Source organism: Bradyrhizobium sp. SZCCHNS3052 (assembly GCF_032484495.1).
Lineage (GTDB): Bacteria > Pseudomonadota > Alphaproteobacteria > Rhizobiales > Xanthobacteraceae > Bradyrhizobium.
In genome coordinates, this window is sequence record NZ_JAUETB010000015.1 from 149674 (window position 1) to 173438 (window position 23765).

The 23765-nt window shown below is 66.5% G+C and carries 16 protein-coding genes; 4 read left to right on the top strand and 12 right to left on the bottom strand.

Translation table 11 applies throughout. The features are described 5' to 3' along the window. Positions 1-11: 11 nt before the first annotated feature. The 3 genes from QX073_RS31070 to QX073_RS31080 are packed head-to-tail and all read right to left on the bottom strand — an operon-like array spanning position 12 to position 9375. Positions 12-3308: a hypothetical protein gene (locus QX073_RS31070; RefSeq protein ID WP_316226897.1), complete on the bottom strand. Its 3297-nt coding sequence runs from the start codon at positions 3306-3308 to the stop codon at positions 12-14. Positions 3309-3359: 51 nt separating this feature from the next. Further along, entirely contained in the window at positions 3360-6866 is a 3507-nt protein-coding gene (locus tag QX073_RS31075; RefSeq protein WP_316226898.1) for a DUF6603 domain-containing protein, read from the bottom strand. Beyond that, positions 6859-9375, bottom strand: a complete 2517-nt coding sequence (locus tag QX073_RS31080) for a M64 family metallopeptidase (protein ID WP_316226899.1) — start codon at positions 9373-9375, stop codon at positions 6859-6861. Before QX073_RS31080 ends, QX073_RS31075 begins: the two co-directional genes overlap by 8 nt. Before the next feature lie 1272 nt (positions 9376-10647). Here QX073_RS31080 and QX073_RS31085 point away from each other — a divergent pair. Then, a complete protein-coding gene (locus tag QX073_RS31085) occupies positions 10648-10890 on the top strand; it encodes a hypothetical protein (protein WP_315716267.1) in 243 nt (80 codons plus the stop codon). Between the two features lie 114 nt (positions 10891-11004). On the opposite strand, the gene QX073_RS31090 is transcribed toward QX073_RS31085, so the two are convergent. The 5 genes from QX073_RS31090 to QX073_RS31110 all read right to left on the bottom strand — a co-directional run bounded on the left by QX073_RS31090 (position 11005) and on the right by QX073_RS31110 (position 16221). Further along, the gene (locus QX073_RS31090) at positions 11005-11631 is read right to left on the bottom strand and encodes a hypothetical protein (RefSeq protein WP_316226900.1); all 627 of its coding nucleotides are present in this window, start codon (positions 11629-11631) and stop codon (positions 11005-11007) included. 85 nt (positions 11632-11716) lie between these two features. Then, positions 11717-11938, bottom strand: coding sequence for a hypothetical protein (locus tag QX073_RS31095; RefSeq protein ID WP_315716269.1), 222 nt, complete (start codon positions 11936-11938; stop codon positions 11717-11719). 126 nt (positions 11939-12064) lie between these two features. Continuing rightward, positions 12065-13297 carry an MFS transporter gene (locus QX073_RS31100; protein ID WP_316226901.1) on the bottom strand — a complete coding sequence of 411 codons (1233 nt, stop codon included), beginning with the start codon at positions 13295-13297 and terminating at the stop codon, positions 12065-12067. Between the two features lie 100 nt (positions 13298-13397). After that, positions 13398-14087, bottom strand: coding sequence for a substrate-binding domain-containing protein (locus QX073_RS31105; RefSeq protein ID WP_316165525.1), 690 nt, complete (start codon positions 14085-14087; stop codon positions 13398-13400). Positions 14088-14181: 94 nt separating this feature from the next. Then, positions 14182-16221, bottom strand: coding sequence for an NAD(+) synthase (locus tag QX073_RS31110; RefSeq protein ID WP_316226902.1), 2040 nt, complete (start codon positions 16219-16221; stop codon positions 14182-14184). A gap of 191 nt (positions 16222-16412) precedes the next feature. Here QX073_RS31110 and QX073_RS31115 point away from each other — a divergent pair, with 191 nt between their 5' ends. Further along, on the top strand, positions 16413-17264 hold the full coding sequence (locus QX073_RS31115) for an NAD-dependent epimerase/dehydratase family protein (protein ID WP_316226903.1): 852 nt from the start codon (positions 16413-16415) through the stop codon (positions 17262-17264). A 126-nt stretch (positions 17265-17390) separates the two neighbouring features. Continuing rightward, a complete protein-coding gene (locus tag QX073_RS31120; RefSeq protein WP_316188203.1) occupies positions 17391-17870 on the top strand; it encodes a hypothetical protein in 480 nt (159 codons plus the stop codon). A gap of 98 nt (positions 17871-17968) precedes the next feature. Here the strand turns inward: QX073_RS31120 and QX073_RS31125 are convergent, their stop codons facing one another. The 4 genes from QX073_RS31125 to QX073_RS31140 all read right to left on the bottom strand — a co-directional run bounded on the left by QX073_RS31125 (position 17969) and on the right by QX073_RS31140 (position 20785). Next, positions 17969-18595 carry a hypothetical protein gene (locus QX073_RS31125; protein ID WP_315716458.1) on the bottom strand — a complete coding sequence of 209 codons (627 nt, stop codon included), beginning with the start codon at positions 18593-18595 and terminating at the stop codon, positions 17969-17971. Positions 18596-18777: 182 nt separating this feature from the next. After that, positions 18778-19044, bottom strand: a complete 267-nt coding sequence (locus QX073_RS31130) for a hypothetical protein (RefSeq protein ID WP_315716274.1) — start codon at positions 19042-19044, stop codon at positions 18778-18780. Positions 19045-19126: 82 nt separating this feature from the next. Beyond that, positions 19127-20098, bottom strand: coding sequence for a nitronate monooxygenase (locus QX073_RS31135; RefSeq protein WP_316226904.1), 972 nt, complete (start codon positions 20096-20098; stop codon positions 19127-19129). Positions 20099-20155: 57 nt separating this feature from the next. Continuing rightward, complete coding sequence (locus QX073_RS31140) at positions 20156-20785, bottom strand: hypothetical protein (RefSeq protein WP_315826567.1); 630 nt, start codon at positions 20783-20785, stop codon at positions 20156-20158. 154 nt (positions 20786-20939) lie between these two features. Here QX073_RS31140 and QX073_RS31145 point away from each other — a divergent pair, with 154 nt between their 5' ends. Beyond that, positions 20940-22502: an AMP-binding protein gene (locus QX073_RS31145; protein WP_316226905.1), complete on the top strand. Its 1563-nt coding sequence runs from the start codon at positions 20940-20942 to the stop codon at positions 22500-22502. The last annotated feature ends 1263 nt before the right edge of the window (positions 22503-23765 follow it).

The following is a 23765-nucleotide window of genomic DNA, read 5'->3' on the forward strand; positions in this document are numbered from 1 at the left end:
CCGCTGCGCGATCAGTTCGGCAGCATCTCGCTGCCGTGCACCGCGACCAGCACGGGAACCTGGTAGAGGATGTAGGCGAGCTCCGCGGAGTTGCTGTCCGGATGCCAGCGTAGCGCCTTGTCCTCGTCGTACTGTTGTTTCTTCTCCTGCAGCTCCGGCGCCAACGGATCGTCCAGGGTGAGGGTCGGCCCGCCCGGCCTGATCTGAAGAAAGCCCTTGTCGGCGTCGGACAGCACATCAGGCCAAGCGAGGTCGTTCCAAACGTTGAGCGGCCCGTCGCGAGAAATATCGAGGCCGAAGCGCGGCTCGCCGGGCCGCTCCTTGATGACGAAGAACCAGCCCGGCGCCGTCGAATTGCCGCGGCCGGTGCCTCCCTTTGCCTCCTTCGATGTCAGGTCGAAGCCAATGAAGGTGATGTCGGGATCGACCTTGGCTTCGTAGAGCGGCGTGCGCAGGCGGTCTTCCACCGGACCGTCGGTCTCCAGCACCCGCTCGACGCGGGGATTGATCGCGCCGCCGTCGTCGCGCTGCCAGCGCGCCTTCTGGGCGTAGATCACCGCGGTGGGATATTTCTTCAGCAGCTCGCCGCGGATGACGAGGACGACTTCCTCCTCGTTCTCGCCCGGCTTCTCGCGATGGTCGTGATCGCCGAGCTTGGAGAACAGCGACCAGGTGTGGAGCGGCGGAATATCGCGGAGCTTTTCGCGCAGTTCGTCCTTCGACAGGCCCTCCCGGTCGATCACGCCGCTCGGGTCCCAGAACTGGCGGAAGCAGCTGCCGCGCTGGTCGGTGGGATATTCGCGCCACAGCAGCTCGCGGGCGAATTCATGGTTGAGGCCGACCATGTAGGCCTCGATGAAACGCTGATTGGTCTCGAGCAGCGTGATCGTGTTCTGCGGAATCTTGTCGATGTTCGGCAGGAAGTGCTCGTCGGACAGACCGAGAAGCGGCTTGTACATCGGCAGGTCGATTTCCGGATATGCCATCACAGGCTTGAACACTTCCGGCTGCAGCAGCGTCGCGATCCCGTTGATGGCCAGCACTCGCGGCGGAATGGTGATCGAGGAAAAGGTGAAGGCGGGCACCGTCTTGTCGGGATCAATCGCAGCGAAAGTCGACGCTCCGAGCGCGGCGATGTCGATCGGCTTGCGCAACGGCGGCTTGCCGAGATCGGCGCTGACCGTGAGCAGCCGGTTGAGATCCTTGAGGGCCAGTTTGAAGCGCGCCGCCTCCGGGCTGTCGGCGGACGAAGCGCCGCCGACGGGCTCAGGCGCCGCGGGATCGGGATCGCGGATGGTGAACGACGGAAAGCCCGGCAGCGCGTCGATGATCTCGGGCGAAGCCCCTTGCGGCAACACGCCGGTCGCGATGCCGGCCTGCTTCTCCAGCCGCACCAGCCATCGGAACAGCGCCAGCGCCGCTGCCGCGACCACGATCGCGAGCGGGATGGCGACGGCCAGCAGCAGCACGGCGAGCAGCAGCAGAACGACCAGTAGGACCCACTTCGCCCAGCGGTGCTTGGTGAGCCAGTTGGTCAGCTCCGCGGGCAGCGACTTCGGCTGAAGCTGCGCGGCGACATCCTCCACCACCGGCAAGGCGTCCGGGGTGACCCGCGGCGGCGCCGCGCTGACCTCGCCGCGATTGATCTTCTCCAGCAGCTCTTCGGCGCCTCTCGGCGAGTCGAAGCCGAGCGTCGCCGCGAGTTGGTCGCGCGGCCGGACCGCGCGCCGGAACGGCGCGGACAGCGCCGCGCGGGGCACCGTGCTTTCCTTGAGCCGATGGCGCAGCGTGAAGCCGTCGGCGATCACCCGGCGCTGCACCGGCGCCATCATCGTGAGCCCGCGTTCCGCGCTGAGGTCCTTCAGCGGCCCGAGATGGCGCGCATGCCAGATCGCGGCCGCGGCCTTGGCGAATTGCGCCAGCCTGATCCGCCGGTTCGCCGCAAGGATGTCGCCGACCTGGTCCCAGGCGGCGTCCATATAGGCCTCCTGATTCTTCTGCACGACCGCCGTGCCGAACGCGGCGGGAACGCGAAACCGCGGGTCCAGATTGAGCTCGTGCACCCAATTGCGCGGCTGCGGCGCGTCGCTGCCGTCCGCCTCCTCAAGCAGCCGTTCGGTGAGCGCGTGCCAGCGACCGTACAGCGGCGGCGTGATCACCGGGTCGGGCGCGCCTTCGCGGGCATAGTCGTCGGTCAGGTTGATGAAGCCTGCCAGCGCCTTCTCGAATTCGTGCGCGTAGGGTTCGTCCCAGCCCTCGTAGGCCGCGGCTTCCGCCTCCTGCGCGCCGGTCAGCGCCTCGTCCGGCACCTTGAGCGCGCCGCCGAGCCGCAGCACCCCGTGGAGCCCGGCGACCGCGATGGGCGGCATCCCGGAGCCGGGCGTCTGCGTGTCCATGTCGCGGCGGCCGAGCCGCGAGTCCGGCGGACGCGGCTTCAACAGGCGGACGAGGTACTCGAAATCGCCCACCGTCCCAGTCTTGAAGTACCACCGCTTGTACACCGGATGCAGCGTCGGGAACGGCCGGTCGGTATAGTCCGCCCAGGCCGACAGGGTGGCGAAGAGTGCGGGATTCGCCGCCGGCGCGATTCCGAGGCCGGCGAGACGGCCGCTCTCGAAGGTCGGCACCACGAACGCATGGTAGGACGTATTCGGCTTCAACTGACGTGGCGACAGGACGCGCGAATAGGCGTAGTCCGGATTGCTGGCCAGCAGGCTCTCCAGTCGCGCCCTTGCCTGGTCCGCATTGGTCGATTCCACCACGCCGTCCTGCTGGATCAGGTCGCGGTTGACGTGGACGTGCGCCCAGGCCCAAAGCTGGTCGGCGGGCGGAAATACCGAGGCCGGATCGCCCGTCACCTCGATCGCCGGCAGCGGCCGCGCCGACGACACCGCGACTTCCTTGAACTCCTCCACCTCGAGCACCAGGAGTGCGAGCCACGGGCGCAGCCGGTGGCGCGACTCGTCCGGCGCCGCTGGCGTGTAGCGCCACGGAAAATCCTCGTCGTAGAACTCAACGAAGGGCAGGTAGTTCGGCTCGAAATTGGTGATCCAGTCACGCGGCTCCACCTTCACCACCGCCATCGGATCGATGCCGACGACGTCCCCGGGACCATAGAGCGCGACATCGCGCGAAATCGTCGCCGCCAGATCCGTGTCGCCCTGGACCGGCCGCCCGGCCAGCGACAAGTCGACCCTGATCGTCGCGCGCAGCGCCACCGAGTTGTCGTTGTCGGACGCCGTGATGCTGTTCGCCACGCCGAGCCGCAGCCAGGGCAGGAAGGAATAGGTGCCGATCGTGTCGCTCATCCCGCTCCTCCCCGCCGCCTCGCCGGATCGCCCGCCATCATCGTGCCTCCGCTACGCCGCGCGCTTCATCTCGTGCGGGCGCACGATATGGGCCTCGCTGGCGAAGTTCGGATTGCGTCGCGTCTCCGCCGCCATGAATTCACCGGCGCTGGCGCGCGATTGGAACGACACAGGCGCGCCGGCGATCGGCGAATTGTCGGCCAGGCTCACCACCACATAGGACGCCTGATCGACCGCGATCTTGTCGTCGAATGCGTGCTTCAGATCGCGCGACTTCGCCGAGATCTCCGACCGCGCCACGGCGTTGTTGGCCAGGAAGTGCGTGAACAGCCCGGAGATGAGCGTGACGAAGCGCCGGCGTGCCCGCTTGAAATTGTTGTCTACGATGATCTCTTCGTAGCGGGCGATGCGCTTGGTGACATAGCTGGTCTTTGCCTGGTTGCCAGTGACCGACAGCTCCAGCCCCGCCTCCTCGGCCTCGTAATCGGAAGCGCTGAGCTTCTCGCCGTCCTTGAGGTCCTTGAACTGGGCGATCGCGAACGACTCCCGGATGATGGCGCGCTTCTCGATGCCCGACGTCGCGGTCGCGACCGAGAAGTAATTGGCGTCGTCCGGGCGCTGCGCGCCGATCTTGTCGAGGGTGATGCCGAGCGGGATCGCACGCTGGGTGATCTTGAGCGAACCGACCGGATGCAGGACAAGGTCGGAGCCCGCGTCCACGGTCTTGAGCGTCACCAACAGCCTGCTGCTGTTCTGCAGCGCGGCAGTCCAATTCTCCGCCTTCGAGTATTCCGCCACCAGCAGGGGCAGCACGGAGACCGGCGGCAGGCTGGTGTCCTCCTTGTCGCCCCAGGTGTGGGAGAAGTCGACGTCGACGTCCCAGAACAGCAGCGAGATGCTCCCGGTGCCCTCGACGTGCCAGGGCGATGTGCCTTCGAGCGAGCCGCGGAAGCGGATACTGAACAGCCCCGCGCCGAACAGCTTCACCGACAGCGAGGCAGAGATCGTGATGATGAAATAGAACGGCGAGAACTGGAACAGCGCGTCGAAGGCGAGATGGCCCTCGATGTTGGCGATCGAGACGCCGAAATACAGCTCCGCACGTGCGCCGAACTGCACGGTGTTCGACGTCACCGCGAAATAGGCGTCGACCCGGATGCGGGCCACCGGCGTGTTGAGAATGTTGATCGCGATCCGGGGGATCGGCGGGAACGGCAGCGCCGGTGGATTGTAGGCCGGGTGGAAGCCGCCGACGGAGACGATGAAAGTGGCGTCGCCGCCGAACGACGCGAGCACGCCCATGCCGCCGTCGAGCGGCATGAAGATCACGCGGGATTCGTACAGGATGGCGAAGAACCAGCCGCGCTTCTTGTCGAATTCGATGGCGCCCATGAAGGCGACCTGGATGATGATGAGCGGCAGCCGCTCGTCCGGGATCGCCACCGTCAGCTTGCCGATGATGGCTATGTTGCCGGGAATCTCGATGATGATCCCGAGCGACAGGCTGATCAGCGTCGGCGTGCCCCAGCCGAACTTCGCCATCGGGCCGATGAGGAAGGTCCCCTGCTCTGGCGGGAAGAAGGTGCGGAGATCGGAGATGATCCGGTGCGCGTTGGCGACGACGTCGTGCGGGAACAGCACCGAGTCCAGCGAGCCGGCGCGCACGCCGTTGACTAGCGCGTCGAGGTCCATCGAGCGGTTGAGCCCGACCAGTCCGCCGACTCCCAGCAGGGTGAAGCCGAAACCGAGCTGCAATCCGGGATTGAACTCGACCGTGATGATGGCGATGAAGGAAAAGCCCTTTGACCCGTCCGGCATCTTGGTGGTGATGACGCCGATTGCCGTCACCGAGAGGAAGTCGAGGATCTTCAGTTCCAGCGCGCCGGCATATTCGCCGCGGTCCGGATCGATGAAGAGATAGCCGCCGCCCTTCACCGCCCCGGCATCGATCGACAGCCCGACGCCGTTCGGTGGCTTGAAGCCGAAGGATAGATCGATCGGGCCGAGGTTGCCGCCGCTCCCCGGAAAAGCGAGATCGGTCCGCAGCCCGATGTTTTCCACCACCGCGACCAGCGGACCGAGCGCCGCCTTCAGCGTCGCGCCGATATCGATCGGGAGGCCGTCAGCCGACGGCGTCACCGCGAGCGCCAGTCCCTGCACCTGGATCGGACCGAGGTCGATATGCGCTGGGATCTGGATCTCGAGATGCGAGGTGCCGCGGAAATACACGCCGCGCGGATAGGCGACGCCGAGGCCGAGATCGAACTCGAACCGCGTCGAGATGCCCGACAGGATGGTCGAGATGAAGCCGTCCGAGCCGGACGCGTCGAGGACGAAAGCGAGGCCCTTGAGGTCCGCCTCGGCGAACACCTCGACGTCCTTGCCCGCCACCAGCGTGAAACCGCCGGCACCGCTCACCGATTGGTATTCGAGCCGCGTGCCCTCGCCGGTGCCGAGAACGATGGTCGGGCTGCCGGAGGCGGCGGAGTATTCCACTTCGACGCGCGCGGTGCCCTTGGCCGACGTCGGCGCGCCGCTGCCTGCGAAGCCGATCACCATGTCGATGCCGCTGCCCGGCCGCACCATCAGGCCGACACCGCCGGTGAGATCGAGGTCGCTCGAGATCGTCACCGCGATCGTCGGACCGAGCTGCATCCGCACCGACAGCAGCCCGCTGAACGACGGCAGCAGCGCGAAGCCCGGCTTCTTGCTCCCGGACTTTGGCAGCGGGAACAGTCCGAGCTCGGCCGATAGCCGTCCCGCGTCGCGCGCCCGCTCGAAGAACACCAAGCGGAGCCGCTTGCGCACGGCGGCACGCCCGATCGGAGGGCCGCCTTCGAGCGCGCGCGCGACCCGATCCGGCACCTCCACCATCCGGACGTCGAGCCCGAGCCCGGCCGCGAGGCTGTCGATCTGCCGCGCGAAGCTGGAGAAGTCGAAGCTGTCGGTGCCCCAGCCGAAGGCGTTCTCGAACAGTGTCACCGGGTCGGAGACGATCTTCGGCAGGTCCGGGAAGCTGAACCTGTAGTCGATGTAGTCCGGGCGGTTACCGGCGGGCGCGGTATAGCGGGTGCGGATGACGCCGAGCGCCTGCAGCGCGAAACCGATGCCCGGATGATGGTTGCGCAGATAGGTGATGAAGAGATAGCCGACGAGCTGCCCCGGAAACTCGCCCTTGAAATTATCGGCGTTCAGCGTCGCCGAAAATGCACCGCCGGGCGCCGAGACGAGGTCGTCGATCGCCTGCACGACGCCGGCGATCGCCTCGATGGTCTTGAAGGCGTCTTCGAGCGAGCCGGACACGACCGTCGTCTCGCCGTCGGACGCCACTTCGCCGTCGAGCGACAGCCCGCCGCCGACCAGCGCCTGGAGCCGATCGAACAGCAGCTGCAAGTCGACCGCGAGATCGGCGATCGGCTTCGGAATCACGTCGGAATCCCAGCCCAGCTTGAGCAGCAGGCCCTGGAACGCGGCCGGCGACTCCACCGCCGCCCGCAGCGGCAGCAGCAGCTTGCCGATCTCGGCGACGATCGTTTCGAGGGCACCCGGTTCAGCCATTTTTCTTGGCCTCCGGATAGAATTCGCGGTCGACGACGTCGTGCAGCGCGGGATCGACGCGGTTGGTGATCAGCCATTTGCAGACATGGCAAAAGGTGCCGCTGTTGTTCCGCATCTTGCAGTCGCCAGCCGGACGATAGACCAGCCCGGTGAAGTTGTATGCGCCTTCGTACAGGCCGACCAGCCGCTGCGCCTTGCATGGCGGCTTGAAATTCGGGATGTCCTTCGGGTCGTCGGCCTCGTCGTTCACATGAGCGAAGTCGGGATCCTTGTTGAGCGGCAGATGGTTGCCTGCGATGAAGTCGCGCACCTTCTTTTCCACCACATAGACCAGCGCGTCCGCATCGTCGCGGCGCGGCACGAACAGCAGCGAGCCTTTCGGAAACACGGGAAACGGCGCCGGCGGCAATTCCAGCCCGCCGAGCCGGATCGAGCCGAGGTTCTGGTCGATGTCGCCGATGTCGAGTCTGACGAGGTAATCGGAATCGGTGAACGTGAGTGGCAGTTGCTGGCCGATCGCCGTGATCTGGATGCGGCGGAGAAACGCCTGGCGGCCGGCCGCCTTCGCCTGCACCCAGCGCGGGATCTGGCGCGGGTCGATCCTGACCTCGATCGAGCCACCCTGCTGGGTCGAAGCCTGGGTCAGCTTGGCCGAAAGCTGGACCCTGAGAAGTTCGAACCATTTCACCTTGGACGGATCGACCAGACGGGAGTGATTGGCGGCGTAGCTCGGATCCTGAAAGATGTCGGCGAGCGCGACGATGTTGTCCTGCTCGCTCGAAGCGGTCGCATTGTCTTCGGCGCTCGTCTCGTATTCGTCGCCGAGATTGAAGGAATGGCCGAATTCGTGCGCGACCGTGTCGATGATATCGGTGAGGTCGGCGTCGATGTCGCTGGCAGGCTTGCGCCGCATCACCTTCTTCGTCGCCGTGTTGGTCGCCGGATATTCGAAGTCGAGCGTCTTCAGGCTCTGCAACGAATTGGCGGTCACGGTCGACTGGTTGAAATTGGTGCCGCCGATCATGTCCTCGTTGGTGATCATGGCGATCAGGCCGCGGCTGCGCTTGAAGGTGCCGTCCGGTATCCACTCGGCGCCGAGCGCGGTATGCGGCGACGACCCGAGCCGCAGTCCGGACAGGTAGGCCATGATCGGCGCCGCAACGTTCGCGCGGCCGTTCCGAGCGAGCTCCGGCGGATGCCGGCGCGGATCCGGAGCAAGGTGCCGGGTGACGCTGGCCGGCTTGAAGAACTGATAGGCGCGGGCGATCAGTGGCGCGAGGTTGGCATCGCCCGCCGCATCCGCCGCCGGCATCGTCAAAGCGGCCCCGGACTTCGCCGACCGGTCGCCCCAGCGGGAGCCGAGCATCAGGCCGTAGAAAGTGTCACGTGCCTCCAGGATGCCGAGCGATTTCTGCTTCCTCCACGCTTCGATCAGGGTGTCGTTGACCTTCGCCGCATCGTAGTTGGGCAGCGACTGACCCGCCCAGCGCGCCTTCAATTGCGCCGGCGTCGCAGTCTCGTTGCGGAGCGGCAGGCCGACGCGGGCCACGAGCTCGTCGACCTCGTAGATGCTCTTGTCGTCCGAAACGCTGTAATTCCACGGAATCGGTCCGCCCCTGCTAAGCTCCGAGGTCTCCTCGTCGTTGACGCGCCAGCCGCAGGTCACCGCCTGCTCTTCCGACGCCTGGAACGCCTTGAATACGTTGAAACTGCCCGCGAGCGTGCCGTAGGGCTCGTGGCGCTTCTGCGAGAACAGACCGTCCGCCGCTTCCTGCACGATCTTGTCGAACTTGTCCTTCTCGGACGCGCGAAAGCCTTCGGCGAGGAACAGGATGTTGTGCATCTCGGCGGCATTGGCGAGGTCGCCGGCGCGCACCGTTGAGATGTTGTCGCGGATCTTGGCGTAGTCGACCACCTTCACCGGCAGGCTCTGGTTGACACCGAGGAAGCTGCCGTCGAGCTGGGCCGCCCCCTCGCTCACGCCCCTCAACCGTCCCTCACTGTTCGTATTTGCCACCACGAAGGTACCGGGACTTGCCGAGCTGAGCGTGACGAAGCCGTGCCCGGTGATGTCGCCGACGAGATCGGTCCCGGTCGGATCGTCGCTGAACAGCGCGCACAGCGTCGGCTGGCTGTGGGCGACCGTCGGATGCAGCGCCGTGGTGATCGAGGAGTTGCCGAACCACCAGCCGAGCACATCGTCGTGCACCTGGATACGCGCGACGATGTAGCCGGGGCCGTATTCGATCACCACGAGGTTGGTGCCGACGTCGTCGCCGGTGATGGTGCGCGCCGCAGGATCGATCGTCACGAAGCTGGTCAGCCGGGACCCGACCGGGTTGTACGGCGCCAGGATTCGAAAATTGCAGTCCGCGGTGACGTCGGTCAGCGTGTAGGTCGTCGAGCCGTTCGGCAGATCCTGGTCGAACACGCGGAACGGCAGCACCTTGGTCGCGGGCTTCTTCAGCGCGACGTGCATGTCGCAATGCGGATAGACGATGAGAGGCATGCCGGCACAACCCTCTCAGCCAGCAGAACTATTGGGAAGCCCGTCGTTCCCATCGGAAATCTGGCATCAGAAGATTGTACACCCAAGCCTTCTCAATACAACCTCAACGTGATACTGTTTCGATATCCTTCTGCAATCGTCGTTTGCCGAGTGGAGCTCTCCATCACTGGGGCCAATCCTGCTGCATATGCCGGCGGCGTAGAGCATCTCGTTGTCATCGTTCACAGATGAACACGAACGCTCCGTGGTTTCCGATGAGAAGCGATTGGAAGGCGCTGGGTTCGTCGCTGTCCCCGCGGGGTACGAGACCGATGCGTGACCCGGTTTCTGACCGCGTCACGCCTCTTGAGACGCACTGCGACTGACCGCGTCTCCTATCCATGGGTTCGGCCCGACGCTGCTCGGCGTTGTCACGGGCGCCGACAGGCATCGTCACGTCACTCAGATGTCAAACAGCCACTTGCGGTCGGTTCAGGCGTGCGCGCGCGGTCTCGCGGCTCGATGAGTCCGAGGAATGCGTTGGTCGCGCGCGTCTCGAAACACGAGAGGCGCAGGGAGAACCGGACCTCGACTGAGGCCCGTGGCCCGCCTGCGAAAAAAAATGCAGGCGGCAGGTACCACAGGTCCAGCCGGACGACCCGGCCCTCCCTGCGCGATCAGTTTTAACGGTGTCCTTCGTGCTCTCCTTGGGGACCGGGCTTTCTTGCCCCCATCGCCCGCGCGACGCTTGCGCATCAACAGCAGGTTTGACCTCAGCATCGGGAGGCCGGGACCACACGACTTCGCCGTCCGCGACGCAAGCGCTCGTCTGGCGCAGCATCCACGTCCATCGCAGCCCACCTCCACGTATCGTGACGACGCGTACGCCCTCTGCATGAGGCGGGATGAACGGAGTAAAGCATGATTTCCGATAAAAAGAACGAGGGATTTTTGGCCAGCGTCGAGCGGCCCGGCGATCGCATCCAAGAACCCGGGTTTCCGCCCAGATATCTTTCCACCGTAATAGCCTGGCTCCGTCCCGGCCATTCACTTCGACCAACATGATTGAACGACGTGCATGCCCGAGCCTTCGCCGAGTCGAGGCGGTTGCGGCCGCGCAGGAAGGACGGAGCCCGGTATGACAAGCAACTCATTCGCAGATTCTCTTGGTGCACCGCGCGTGAACCCCGCGTATCACGCCGCAGCATTGCCAATCGCATCGATTGAGCGCAGGCTCCCCTTCCTAAGCGCGCAAGTCGCATTACGGCACCAGCCGCATCAGGGGAGAGACGCATGAAGGAACCGGGCCTCGACGGCCGCCACCGCGACAAGGATGGCGAGATCAGCAGGAAGCATGGCAACACGCTGGTCGGCACGTTGCGCAAGATCTACGGAAAGTCGTTCGCGGCCGGTTATCCGGATTCGACCAAACTCAGCGACGTGCTGCTTCAGCTCAACGAGACCTCGCTGAGCCAGCTGCGTAGGGATCACGGCACCGGGCATCTGGAGCACAAGATCAAGGAGGCGTCGAAATGATCGGCAGCGTGCATCGCACGTTGCCGTCACCTGCTGGACCCACGCAAGATGGGGGATGCTGACCGAGACTGACGGCACATCGCCGACCAGTGCCTCGCCCTTGACCGTCAAACCTCAGTCAGCCGACCTCAGGACGTCGGCGAACTGCTGCTCGAACCTTTTCTGCTGTCCCGTGCTCGGAAAATAGACCGGGCGGCCGGCGTTGATCACGTTGAAGCCGTCCTTTGTCAGTCGAGGCTCCAGAATCCGGCAGACGTTTGCCTTGATCAAGATCAGGGGAACGCCGCGATCCGACACAAGGCTGGATAGGTCCGCGACGAGCAGCGGGTAATCGTCTTCGATCAACGCATTCCTATCCTGACTCGCGTCTTTCGGCAGCTTGTCCACTTGCTGGTAGGTCGCATCGACCAGCACCCATCCCTTGCGCTGAAATTGTCGCAGCCCCTCTTCTTTCGTCGCAGGGGTGGCTCCCATCTGGCGCATGAGGGCCGTGAACAACGGCTCGCTGATCGAGCCGGCCGAGTCATAGAAGTATTTTCCTGAGGCCGGCGGCGATTCCGCGACGATGACAAGCTTGGCGACGTCCGGCTCATAGCGGCGTCTCAGCCCGAGATAATAATCTCGCCCCCTCGCCAACATCGACGATGCACCTCCACCGCACGAATGCGCAACACGGCGATCACTGACGTCACTGAACGTTCGTTTAGCATCAAGCGCCAACGATGGCAGCAAGGTCTGCAACACGCCGTCTGGAAAAGAATGCTGTCCAGCGGCGACGGGAAGGCCAGCGCTGCTTTCCCGTCGCTGAACGAAAGTGCCCGGCTTGTTACTTCCCCATGCTTCCCGCCTGGTTCGTGCCCGGGCCGACATTGCCCTGGCTCGACGAGGTGGAATCGCGGCCGGACTTCATGTTGCTGCCGGTGGTCTGCGACGAGGTGGTCGACGTCGCGGCGTTGTGCTTCTTGTGGTGCTTCGCTTGCGCGGCGAGCGGGACGGCGGCGAGGGTGGCGGCGACGAGGGTGGCAATGGCAAGCTGGGTCTTCTTCATGGATCCGATCTCCATCCGGTTGAACTCCACGCCGCCCAACCCGGCTGCGACATCACGGTTCCTGCCGGGGGATCAAGCGTTGTTGTTCGATTCCGACGGCGCGCGTGAAGGTGCGATGCAGCAGCGTCAGGCCGGCGCTTGCATGGGCACGGCGCCAGGCTGCGACACCGGCTTGGGAAACGGCCGGAAGGTCATCATCATCATGACAGCGCCGAGGCCCATCACCCACGAGCCGACATAGAGCCAAGTGTAGCTCGCAAAGCTGTCGTAGATCAGGCCGCCGGCCAGCGGGCCGGTCGCCATGCCGAGGCTGCCGGCCATCGCCGTGCCGCCGATCACCGTGCCCATGATGCCTTGCGGAAAATTGTCACGCGCGATCGCGGCGTAGAGCGGCATGGTGCCGGCATAGAGGAAGCCGAAGGTGGCCGCAACCGCATAGAACGCGGCGAGGTCGCGCACGACCACGTAGGCGAGCGCGCCGAACGCCTGCGCGAGCAGGCCGAGAACGAGCACGCGCTTGGCGCCGAAGCGGTCGCCGAGCAGGCCGAAGGCGATGCGGCCGCCGAGCCCGGCGAGCCCCTCGATGCTGTAGATCGTCACCGCCGCCATCAGCGGGATGCCGCAGGTGACGGCGTAGCTCACGGTGTGGATGATGGGGCCGGAATGCGTGGCGCAGCAGAAGAAGTTGGTGGCGAGCAGGATCAGGAACTGCGGCGAGCGCAGCGCCGCCGATCGCGTCATCTCGGCCGGCCCGGCGGCGGGACCCGACGCGACGGCGTCGCCGGGCGCGGACGATGGCGGACGGCCCACGAGCAGCGACGTGGGAATCATGATGGCGGCCACGATCGCGGCGATGCACTGCATCGCGGTCCGCCAGTCGTAGCTGGAGACGAGCCAGGCCGTGAGCGGCGACATCGTCATCGGCGCCACGCCCATGCCGGCCGAGACCAGCGACACCGCGAGGCTGCGATGGGTGTCGAACCAGCCGGTGACGGTCGCCATGACCGGCGGGAAGATCGCCGCCGTCGCGATGCCTGCGATCAGGCCGAACAGCAGTTGGAACGCCAACAGCGAGGATGTCAGGCTTGCCAGCAGCAGGCTGACGGCGAGCAGGATCGATCCGATCAGCAGCACGGGACGCGGGCCGATGCGGTCGGACAGCGTGCCCCAGCCCATGCTGGTGACGGCCATCGCCAGGAAGCCGATCGTCATCGCGGTGGAGATCCCCGCGACCGACCACCCGGTCTCGGCGGCCATCGGCTTGAGGAACACGGGCAGCGAGAACAGGCCGCCGACGGCGACGCAGCCGAGCACGCCCCCGGCCGCCACGATCACCCAGCGATAGTACGATGTGCTCATCCGCCGTCTCCTTCCCGATTGTTCGGTTGGAAGACGATCGGGACAAGGCCGAGACGACACGCGGCGATCGGATTTTTTCGCGGGCTGTGGGGCCGGCGCCTCACACCGGCGTCATGCCGTGCTGGCGCTTGGTTTCGGCGGTCTCCTCCGAGACCAGATATTCGATGAAGGCGCGCGCGGCCTCGGCGTGCGCGCCGGCCTTGCACAAGGCGGCAGCGAACACCGTGCCCGGCTGCAGCGCGTCCGGCAGCAGGCCGACGATGTCGATGCCGGGCGCGCCGAGCATTTCGCTGAGCTGCTGGAAGCCGACCTCGACCTCGCCGTCGGCGAGCAGCCTAGCGACGGGAATGCCGGGCTTGGCCTGGACCAGGCGCGAAGTGCCCTCGCTCTCCAGGCCCCAGTCGCGGGCGAGCTTCTGCACATACGTGCCGCTCGGGCCGGTGGAGATGCCGATCGCCCTGGCGTTCTCCATCGCCCTGCGCACGGCGGCCTCGTCGAGCGGATCGGGCTTGGGGCTGCCGGCGCGCACCGCCATCGCCATCGGCGATTCCGCGATTTCGATGATGCTGCCGGGAACGAGATGGCCGTCGCTTTCAAGCTTCTGCAGCGCATCGGAGGCGAGCACGGCGAAGTCGAACGCTTCGCCGGCGCGGATGCGCTTGGCGGCATCGACGCCGCCGACGGATTCGATCGTGATCACCTCGCCGGTCGCCTCCTCATAGGCGGCGGCGAGCTCAGCGAGGATCTGCCTCGTCGCCATCGAGGAAATGCCGGCGGCGGTCACGCTCATGATCTGCTCCGTTCAACGATGTCGATGACGACGCCGCAAAGGCGGACGCGCACGTCTCGGATATGGCAAGCGCGGCGGCGGAGCAAGATGGTCGTCACTTCGGCACGTTGCGCTCCAGGTCCTCCAGCCACGCGGTGGCGTTGCCGTCGGACGGGGCGCGCCAGTCGCCGCGCGGCGACAGGGCGCCGCCGGCCACCACCTTCGGGCCGTTCGGCATCGCCGAACGCTTGAACTGGCTGAAGGCGAAGAAGCGCTTGAGGAACACCTCCAGCCACTTCCTGATCTCGGGAAGTGTATAGGCGTGGCGCTTGTCGGCAGGGAAATGCGGCGGCCAGGCGCCGTCGCCGACATTCTTCCAGGCGTGATGCGCCATGAAGGCGATCTTCGACGGGCGCATGCCGTAGCGCAGCGTGTAGAACAAATTGAAGTCCTGCAGCTCATAGGGGCCGATCGTGGCCTGGGTGCTCTGCGGCGTCTCGCCCTCCTTCACCGGGACCAGCTCCGGCGAGATCTCGGCCGACAGCACTGCCTCGAGCGTGGGGTCGACATCGGCCGAGAACTGATGCGAGGCGATGACCCAGCGGATGAGATGCTGGATCAGGGTCTTCGGCACGCCGGCATTGACGTTGTAGTGCGCCATCTGATCGCCGACGCCATAGGTGCACCAGCCCAGCGCCAGCTCCGAGAGATCGCCGGTGCCGAGCACGAGGCCGCCGCGGTCGTTGGCGAGGCGGAACAGATAGTCGGTGCGCAGCCCGGCCTGCACGTTCTCGAAGGTGACGTCGTAGACCTGTTCGCCGCGGCCGAAGGGATGGCCGATGTCCTTCAGCATCTGCGTCGCCGCGGGGCGGATGTCGAGTTCGGCGGCGCTGACTTGAAGCGACGACATCAGCGCATGCGCGTAGGACTTGCTCTGCGCGCCCGTGGCGAAGCCGGGCATCGTGTAGGCCAGGATGTTGGTGCGGGGAAGGCCGAGCAGGTCGATCGCCTTCGCCGCGACGATCAGCGCATGCGTGGAATCGAGCCCGCCGGAGACGCCGATCACGATGCGCTTGGTGCCGGTTGCGCGCAGCCGCTGCGTCAGGCCGGCGACCTGGATGTTGTAGGCCTCGTAGCAGTCCTGATCGAGCCGCGCGGCATCGCTCGGCACGAACGGAAAGCGCTCGATGCTGCGCATGAAGCCGATGTCGCCCTCGGCCGGCTGCAGCTCGAAGCCAATGCGGCGCCAGTGCATGCCGGCGCCTTGCGCGCGCGCATTGTCGTCGAACGTGCCCATCAGCGCCCGCTCCTGGCGCAGCAGATCGAGATCGACGTCGGCGAAGATGGTCTGTCCGGTCTGGCGGAAGCGCTCGCTCTCGGCGAGCAGCACGCCATTCTCGAAGATCGAGGTCTGGCCGTCCCAGGCGAGATCCGTGGTGGATTCGCCGACGCCCGCCGCCGCATAGACATAGGCCGCGAGGCAGCGCGCCGAGGTCGAGCGGCACAACAGTGAGCGGGACTCGGCGCGGCCGACCGTGATCGGGCTGCCCGAGAGATTGGCGAGCACGGTGGCGCCGGCGAGCGCGAGCTCGGACGCCGGCGTCACCGGGATCCACATGTCCTCGCAGATCTCGACGCCGATGACGAGGCCGGCGACATCCGCGGCGGCGAACAGAAGGTCGGTGCCGAACGGCGCCATGGTCTCGGCGACCTCGATCATCTCGCCGCGGATGCCGGCGCCGGAGGCGAAGTGGCGGCCTTCGTAGAATTCGCGATAGGTCGGCAGGTAGCTCTTGGGAATGACGCCGAGCACCTCGCCGCGGTGGATCACGACGGCGCAATTGTAGACACGGTGCGCAAAGCGCAGCGGCGCACCGACGATCAGGACGGGCATCAGGTCGTGCGAGGCTTCGACGAGGGTGAGCAGCCCGCGCTGGACGGCGTCGAGCAGCGGGTCCTGCTTGACGAGGTCCTCGATCGCGTAGCCGGACAGACAGAGCTCCGGAAACACCGCGACCGCCGCGCCCTGGTCATGGCAGGCGCGCGCCGCGGCCAGGATCGCCGCCGCATTGGCGGTCGGGTTGGCGACGCTCGAGGCGGTGACGCAGGCAGCGACGCGGGCAAAGCCGTGGCGGTAGATCGAATGGAAATTCATCGTGGCAGTCCATCTCCTGTCGCCTCTGATCATACGACATGGACCATGACGGGAGCCATAACAAGCGCGGCAGGTCAGCACCGCCCCGTCCGCAGGCTGACTCCGCGCGCGTCATTTGAATTGCGCGGGCCACCCGGTGCCGGGTAACTCGAAAGCTCGCTCCTTCGCGCAAGTCCAGGTGAACGGCATCCATGAACCTCTTCGTCATCGGCTTCGGCTACACCGCCCAGCGCTTCGTCGAGCTGCACCGTGGCGCGTTCGCCCGCATCGGCGGCACGGTCCGCAGCGCCGACAAGCGCGCGCGATTGGCGCATGATGACATCGACCTGTTCGACGGCACGGCCCCCGCGGCCGCGACGCTGGCGAAGGCGGCGGACGCCGACGTCGTGCTGATCTCGGTGCCGCCGGGAGGAGGCGACGACCCGGTGCTGGCCGCATTCGGCGACGCCATCACGGCGGGGCGCGCGCGGCACGTGGTCTACCTCTCGACCGTCGGCGTCTATGGCGACCATCAGGGCGGCTGGATCGACGAGGACACGCCGCTGGCGCCCGAGCACGACCGGGTGCAGGCCCGGGTCCGCGTCGAGCAGGACTGGCGCGCGCGGATCGGCGACCGGCTCGCGGTGCTCCGGCTCGGCGGCATCTACGGGCCGGGCCGCAACGCGCTGGTCGAGCTGCGGGCCGGGCGGGCGCGGCGCATCGTCAAGCCGGGACAGGTGTTCAACCGTATCCATGTCGATGACGCGGCCAGCGCGATCATGGGCGCGATCCAGCGCGGGTCAGGCGGCGCCTGGAACATCGTCGACGACGAGCCTGCGCCGCCGCAGGACGTCATCGCCTATGCCGCTGCGTTGATGGGCATCGCCCCGCCGCCGGAACTTCCGTTCGACCGCGCCGAGCTGTCGCCGATGGCGCGCAGCTTCTATGCCAGCAACCGGCGCATCCGGAATATCCGCGCCAGGCAGGAGCTCGGCGTCGGCTTCGCCTACCCGACCTATCGCGCCGGGCTCGAGGCGCTATGGGCCGCCGGCGAAGGGCGCTGACGCGAGATTTCCGCCGCCGGGCGGGAAACCTTTCACGCCACTGACGATTGCAACGAACAGAGATTGTCATGCGGGTTTGACGCGGCTGCACGTCGCGCAGCCCTCACGGATCAAAGGATGTTCGACATGCAAGGCGATCAACCCATCAGCTGGCTGATGTTCTTCACGCTCGCGGCCGCGATCATCATCGCCGCCGGCGCGTTCCTGGCCTTCCTGCGGTCGCGGCACAACCGAGAGATCGCGGCGGTGGCGCTCGAGGGAGACGGCCGGGGCCGCGGCGTGGCCCCGTCCGGTGCCCTGCCCGAGCTCGGCGGCCTGTTCGTGCTCGCGCTGGTGGTCGCCGGCCTGCTGGTTGCCGGCTATCAGAGCGGCGACGCGACGCGCTTCGCCGGCGGCGACAAGCCGACGCCAGTGCCGTCAGCGCCGACCAACACCGACCGCGGCACTACGGTCGGCGCCGGCGCCGCGATCACCCCGCCGGAAGCCCCGACCATGACCCAGCCGGCACGGCCCGGCCCGGACCTGCGTACCGCGCCCGCATCGTCGCCGACGGGAGCCGGCCCCGAGAGCGGCGGGCATCCGGAGGCCAATCCCCCGGCGAGGTGAAAAAGCGCCTCTCGAAAGCAAGAAGGCCGCGCAATGCGCGGCCTTCTTGATGTTCACTCCAAGTTTGATGTTCACGCCGGGAGGATCCCCCCCCCCGATCAGATCGCGGCTGCGACCTTGTCGAGGCCGATGGTGCGCGCAAGCCGCCGCACTTCGTCCTTCTGATCCTCGCGCAACTGCCATAGCAGCGGCATCGCGGCTGACTTCAGCTGTTGCACCTCATCCGAATCCGGATCGAGCGCCACCGCGCCCGGCTTCGCCGCGCCCTGGCGTCCGGCGTGGATCTTGCGGGCCACGGCGCGCAGCGCCGTCTCGACCGCCGGCCAATAATATTCCTGGCTCGACGAGAGCCGCAGCCGTTCCTTGATGCCTGCGATCTGGCCGTCCGACAGCAACGAATAGGCCTTCTGCACCTCCGGCTTCAGCGGCGCCGGGGCCGGCTCGCTCCTGGCGAGAATCTTGGACTTCGGCACCATCGGCTCGGCAGCGACGACCGCGGCAGCCGACGCCTTTGCCATCTCCGGCTCGGACGGCGCATAGGCATAGGCCTGACGCAGCGTCGCCTTCGACGGGGCACTCGGCTGCTGCACCTCGGGGGTCGCAAGTGTGACCATCGCCAGGCGGTCGCCCTTGGCTTCACGATTGGAGAGCGGGCTCTTCGCCACCACCGGCGGCATCATCGCACCGGCCGAAGGCACGCTGTCCTGCATCAGGACGCTCGTCACGGCCGCGCCTGCAATCAGCACGCCCAGCAAAGCGACAAAAGCGATCGACTTCGTCACGCAATTCTCCGTATCCCGGCGGAAAGCCGCACTTTGCCGAAAAGTGGGAGTTAATTAAGGCTTTACGATGCCACAGAAACACAGAGGCCACCATTCTGCCCTGTGAACATGACGGACATTTTTTTTCACGCCGCCGAAGACAGCTCGGCCGGCATCAGCAGATCGTACGCGGCCTGGATGTCGGCAACGATGTCGGAGGCTTCCCAAAGCGCGGCCGGTTCCACCGAATGCAAGCTGATGGTCCAGTTCCCGCCGCGGGCGGTGCGGGGAACGCTCATGATGTCGAACTGGACGTTGCGGCATAGCGGATGCCGCTGCAGAGCATGCCCGACGCGGATCCGGATCTCCTCGAGCGTCACCCGCTCTTTGTCCTGCCGTAGCCCGATGCCCATCGCACGATTCCGCCAAGTTCAAGCTCCGCGGATTGTGGGACCCGATGGTTAATGGTGCCTTAAGGACACACATCACGTTTTCTCATGGCCGGAGGCCACCCGCGCCGCCGTACTCATCAGCCGTGCGCGCCACCAGCACGGCGACCGACGGGATGTCGGTGACCCCCGAGGTCGCGTGCCCGGCGCTCCAGATGTCGCGCCAGCGTTTCGGCCGCGCCTCGCGCGCAGCGATGTCGATGTCACTGCCGATCTCGATCGCGCCACGCGCCGGCAAGGCTTTGGGATCGAGCCCGGCCGCGACGATCGACGGCCGGAGCATGCTGGTCGGCAGGCCGGTGAAGGCCGAGGTGAGCAGCACGTCGTCGGCCGAGCTCGCGACCAGCATCGACTTGTACCGGTCATCGGCAAGGCTTTCGCGCGTGGCGATGAACTTCGTGCCCATGTAGGCGAGATCGCAGCCGAGCACCTCGGCCGCCCGCAACGCCACGCCGTCGCTGATGCCGCCGGCGAGCACGATCGGCCCGGCGAAGAACGCCCTGATCGCGCGCACGAAGGCAAATGGATTGAGCCAGCCGGTCTGGCCGCCCGCCCCGGCCGTGAGCAGCACCAGGCCATCTGCGCCGGCCTCGACCGCGCGCTCTGCATGAAGGATCGAGGCGACGTCAGCGAACACCAGCGCGCCCGCATCATGCAAGGGCGCAACAACCTTTGCCGGCGAGCCGACCGAGGTAATCACGATCTCCGGGCGGCGCCGCAACAGCACCGCGAGATCGTCCTGCAGCCGCGCGTTGGAGTGATGCACGATCAGATTCGGGCAGACCGGCGCAGCCGCCGCCCCGCTCGCATCGCTGCCGCGCGCAAGCCGATCGGCAATCTGGAGCAGCCAGGCGTCGAGCTCGTCGGGGGTTCGACAATTGACCGTCGGGAACGCGCCGATCACGCCGTTGGTGCAGGCCGTGCTCACCAGCTCGATTCCCGACACCAGGAACATCGGCGCTGCGATCAGCGGCAGGCGCAGCCGCGCCCGCAGCCCGTCCCATCGAGTGTCCTGCACGGCGCGTCCCTCCCTGATCCTTGTTGGGCTCAGGGATAACGGCGCCGCCGCGTGCGATCAATCGTCGCCGAAGAAGCTGAAGCGCGGCCCCTCCATGCCGACCGGCTGCGCCGCATAGGCGCGCGGCGTCGTATCCTCACGCACGGCCTGCTCGACCGCGCGCAGATCCTGCTCGCGGCGCTGGCGCCGGCGCTCGACATATTGCCGGTGCCGCTCGGTGCGGCGCTGCTCCGCGACGCGCTTGCGCTCCGCCCCGCGCGCCTTGATATCCGCGTCCTCGGCCTTCGCTGCGGCCTTGTCCTGTCCCTTCTCCTGAACGTCCTCGGCGGTACCGGCCTGCGTGCTGGCCGGCGCCGAAGAGGCGGCGGGCACAGCCGTCGCGTCCGGCACGGCAGCCTGCGGCGGGGGCGAGGGATTGGGCGATACCGGCGTCGCCGGCCCCGTCTCCGCTGCTGCGGGCGCCACCTTGATCGGCGTGGTCGCGGCCGCCTGCGTTGCCGCAAGATACGAGGTGGTCGTCGGACTTGGCGACGGCGTCTCCGGCACGGAACGCGCGAGCTTGGCCTGCTCGAACGCCTGCGAACTCGGATGCATGCCCTCCGCGATCATGAGCCCGCCGCCGAGACCGGCCGCGACGGCGATGGCGACCGTTCCGGCTCCCGCAAAAAAAGCTGTCGAGGTGCGCATGGCCTTGCTCCGCTATTGTTCGGCCGGGCAACGCGGCGCGCGCAGCGATGTTCCGAGGACGACAAGCGCGCCTTGAGCGCGATGGGCTTTCTGATAGCGTCGGCAACAAGCCCCGCGACGCCATAACGATCGCGGCATCTCGGGAGGATCGTCCATGAGCCTACAGCTTCATTCGTTTCCGGTCGTCTGCGAGCAGACCCTGCTCACGCTGTCGCGTCATCCGTCGCGCACCGCCTTCAGCTGGCCGGACGGATCGCTGACCTATCAGGGCGCGATCGACCTGATCGGCCGCATGCAGAACGTGTTCATGCGGCTCGGCCTGCCGCCGGGAACACGCGTCGCGTTCCTCAGCGCGAACCGCGCCGATGCCTGGTGCGCCGGCACGGCGGCGCAGCTGTCGCGGCTCGCCATCACCTGGCTGCATCCGCTGGGCTCGCTCGACGATCAGCTGTTCCAGCTCGCCGATTCCGAATCGCAGGTGCTGGTGATCGATGCCGCCGCGTTCCACGACCGCGGCGGCGAACTGGCCGCGCGCTCGGGCGGCCTGCGCCACGTGTTCACGCTGGGCGCAGCCGGCTATGGCGTCGACCTCCTCGCCGCGATCGAGCAGTCAGGCCACGCCAGCGCGCGCAACTTCGCCACGCCCGAGGACATCGCGACCTTGAACTACACCGGCGGCACCACCGGAAAGTCGAAGGGCGCGCTGCGCCATCACCGGGAATATGGCGGCTTCGCCACCGCGATCCTCGCCGATTTCGAGATCCCGGAGCGCGCCCGCTATCTGACGGTCGCCCCGATCAGCCATGTCGCCGGCACCAAGGTGCTGCCGACCCTGATGCGCGGCGGCACCGTGCACATGCTGAAGAGCTTCGATCCGGAGGCCGTGCTCGCGACCATCGCGCGCGAGCACATCAACTTCACGCTGTTCGTGCCGACGATGATCTACGTGCTGCTCGATCATCCCGCGTTAGCTAAGACAGATCTCTCCTCGCTCGAGCTCGTGCTGTACGGCGCCTCGGCGATGTCGCCGACACGGCTGGTCGAAGGCATCGAGCGCATCGGCCCGGTGTTCTCGCAGCTCTATGGCCAGACCGAATGCTATCCCGTCTCGGTGCTGCGGAAGGCCGATCATGATCCGAAGCAGCCGGAGCTGTTCCTGTCCTGCGGCTTCCCGATCGCGGCCTGCGAGGTCAAGATCCTCGATGACCACGATCAGGAGGTCGCGCTGGGCGAGGCCGGCGAGATCTGCGTGCGCGCACCGCATCTGATGGCGGAGTATTGGCAGCGGCCGGACATCACCGCCGAGACCTTGAAGAACGGCTGGCTGCACACCGGCGACATCGCCCGCCGCGACGAGCGCGGCTACATGTACATCCTCGACCGCAAGAAGGACATGATCGTCTCCGGCGGCTTCAACATCTTCCCGCGCGAGATCGAGGACGTGCTGACGCAACATGCCGACGTGGCGATGTGCGCGGTGGTCGGCGTGCCCGACGACAAATGGGGCGAGGCGGTCACCGCGATCGTGGTGCCGCGCGCCGGCGCGCAGATCGACGCTGCCGAGCTGATCGAGCTCGTGAAGGCGCGCAAGGGCTCGGCCCATGCGCCCAAGAGCATCTCGTTCGTCAAGGAGCTGCCGATGACCGGCGTCGGCAAGGTCGACAAGAAGGTGCTGCGCGCACGGTTCTGGGAGGGCCGCGGGCGGATGGTGGGGTAGCGGCATCATCAGCTCCCTCGATCGCCACCGTCATTGCGAGGCGCTCTTGCGCCGAAGCAATCCAGGGCCGCGGATGAGGCCCTGGATTGCTTCGCTCCGCTCGCAACGACGGCAATCCAGACTCGCGGCTTTGCAATGCCGATGGAAGCTCTCGCCCGTAGCCGCCGCGCTCCGCTGTCGTCCCGGGCAAGTGAAGCGCGACCCGGGATCCATAACCACAGGGCAGCGTCGTAAGCGCTGACGTAGCGACCCGCGTGCCTCGACCGTCGTCTTATGATCATGGGTCCCGGCGTTCGCCGGGACGACAGCCTTTGTGTGGCGCGATACTCGCCACGCGATCCGCTGTATCCAAACAACACTGAATGCGCTGCCCCCATTGCAGACATGACATTGCTGCCTCGCGGCGCATCTGCGTCCGAGTCTTGCTGGTGTCGTTCCCCTCCAACTCACGGAGGGTGCAGGGAAGGCCAGGCCTCGACCGAGGCCTGCGGTCCGCGTGCAGCAAAAAAGCACGCGGCAGAACCACAGGTTCGGCCGGATAGACCCGGCCTTCCCTGCGCGATGGCTTTACGATTTATACGCAGTCTCCTCGGTGACCGGCTTGTTTGCCACCGTGGCGACAACGCGTTTCACGCGTTGCGCGGACCTCAGCTTCGGGAGGCCAGGACCCTGCGACTTCACCGTCCGCGACGTGGCGTACGTCGGCATGCCCAAAGCATGCTGCGCCCCATCGCGGCCACCGCATCCCACCCCAACGCATCGTGACGTTCGCGAAGCGCCCCTCGTCAGTGAAGCGGGATGCGGAGAAGAGACCATGGATTTCTGAAAATGCAAAGTCGAATATTTTTCGCTCCGCATCTGGACAGCCCAAATCAGCTTGATCGCGCGAGCGAATTTCGTCTTTGCGCGCGCCGCTGCGGACGCCCGACCTGCGCCGGAAAGTATCGATGGGGAAGCAAGCCTGCTCGTCGGCCAAATCAACCTCGCTGCGGCACAACGAATCCCAGGCGACGCGCGACAGAGGGCCCAACGAAAAGCCGGTCTGCACTCCGACCCGCTGTCGTGCCGAACAAGCGAAGCCGGACGATGTGCAGGCATCGTCGCGTTCGCGCGACCCAGGACCGAGACCCCAGGACGTGGCGAGCCCGGATGCATCAATGCGCGTGCCTCGAATATGGCCCTGGGTTATGGGTCCCTGTGTCTGGAAAGTCTGCCATGATGATGGTGGGCGGGAAGCCGTTGGGTCCTTGGCGCTAGACGCCG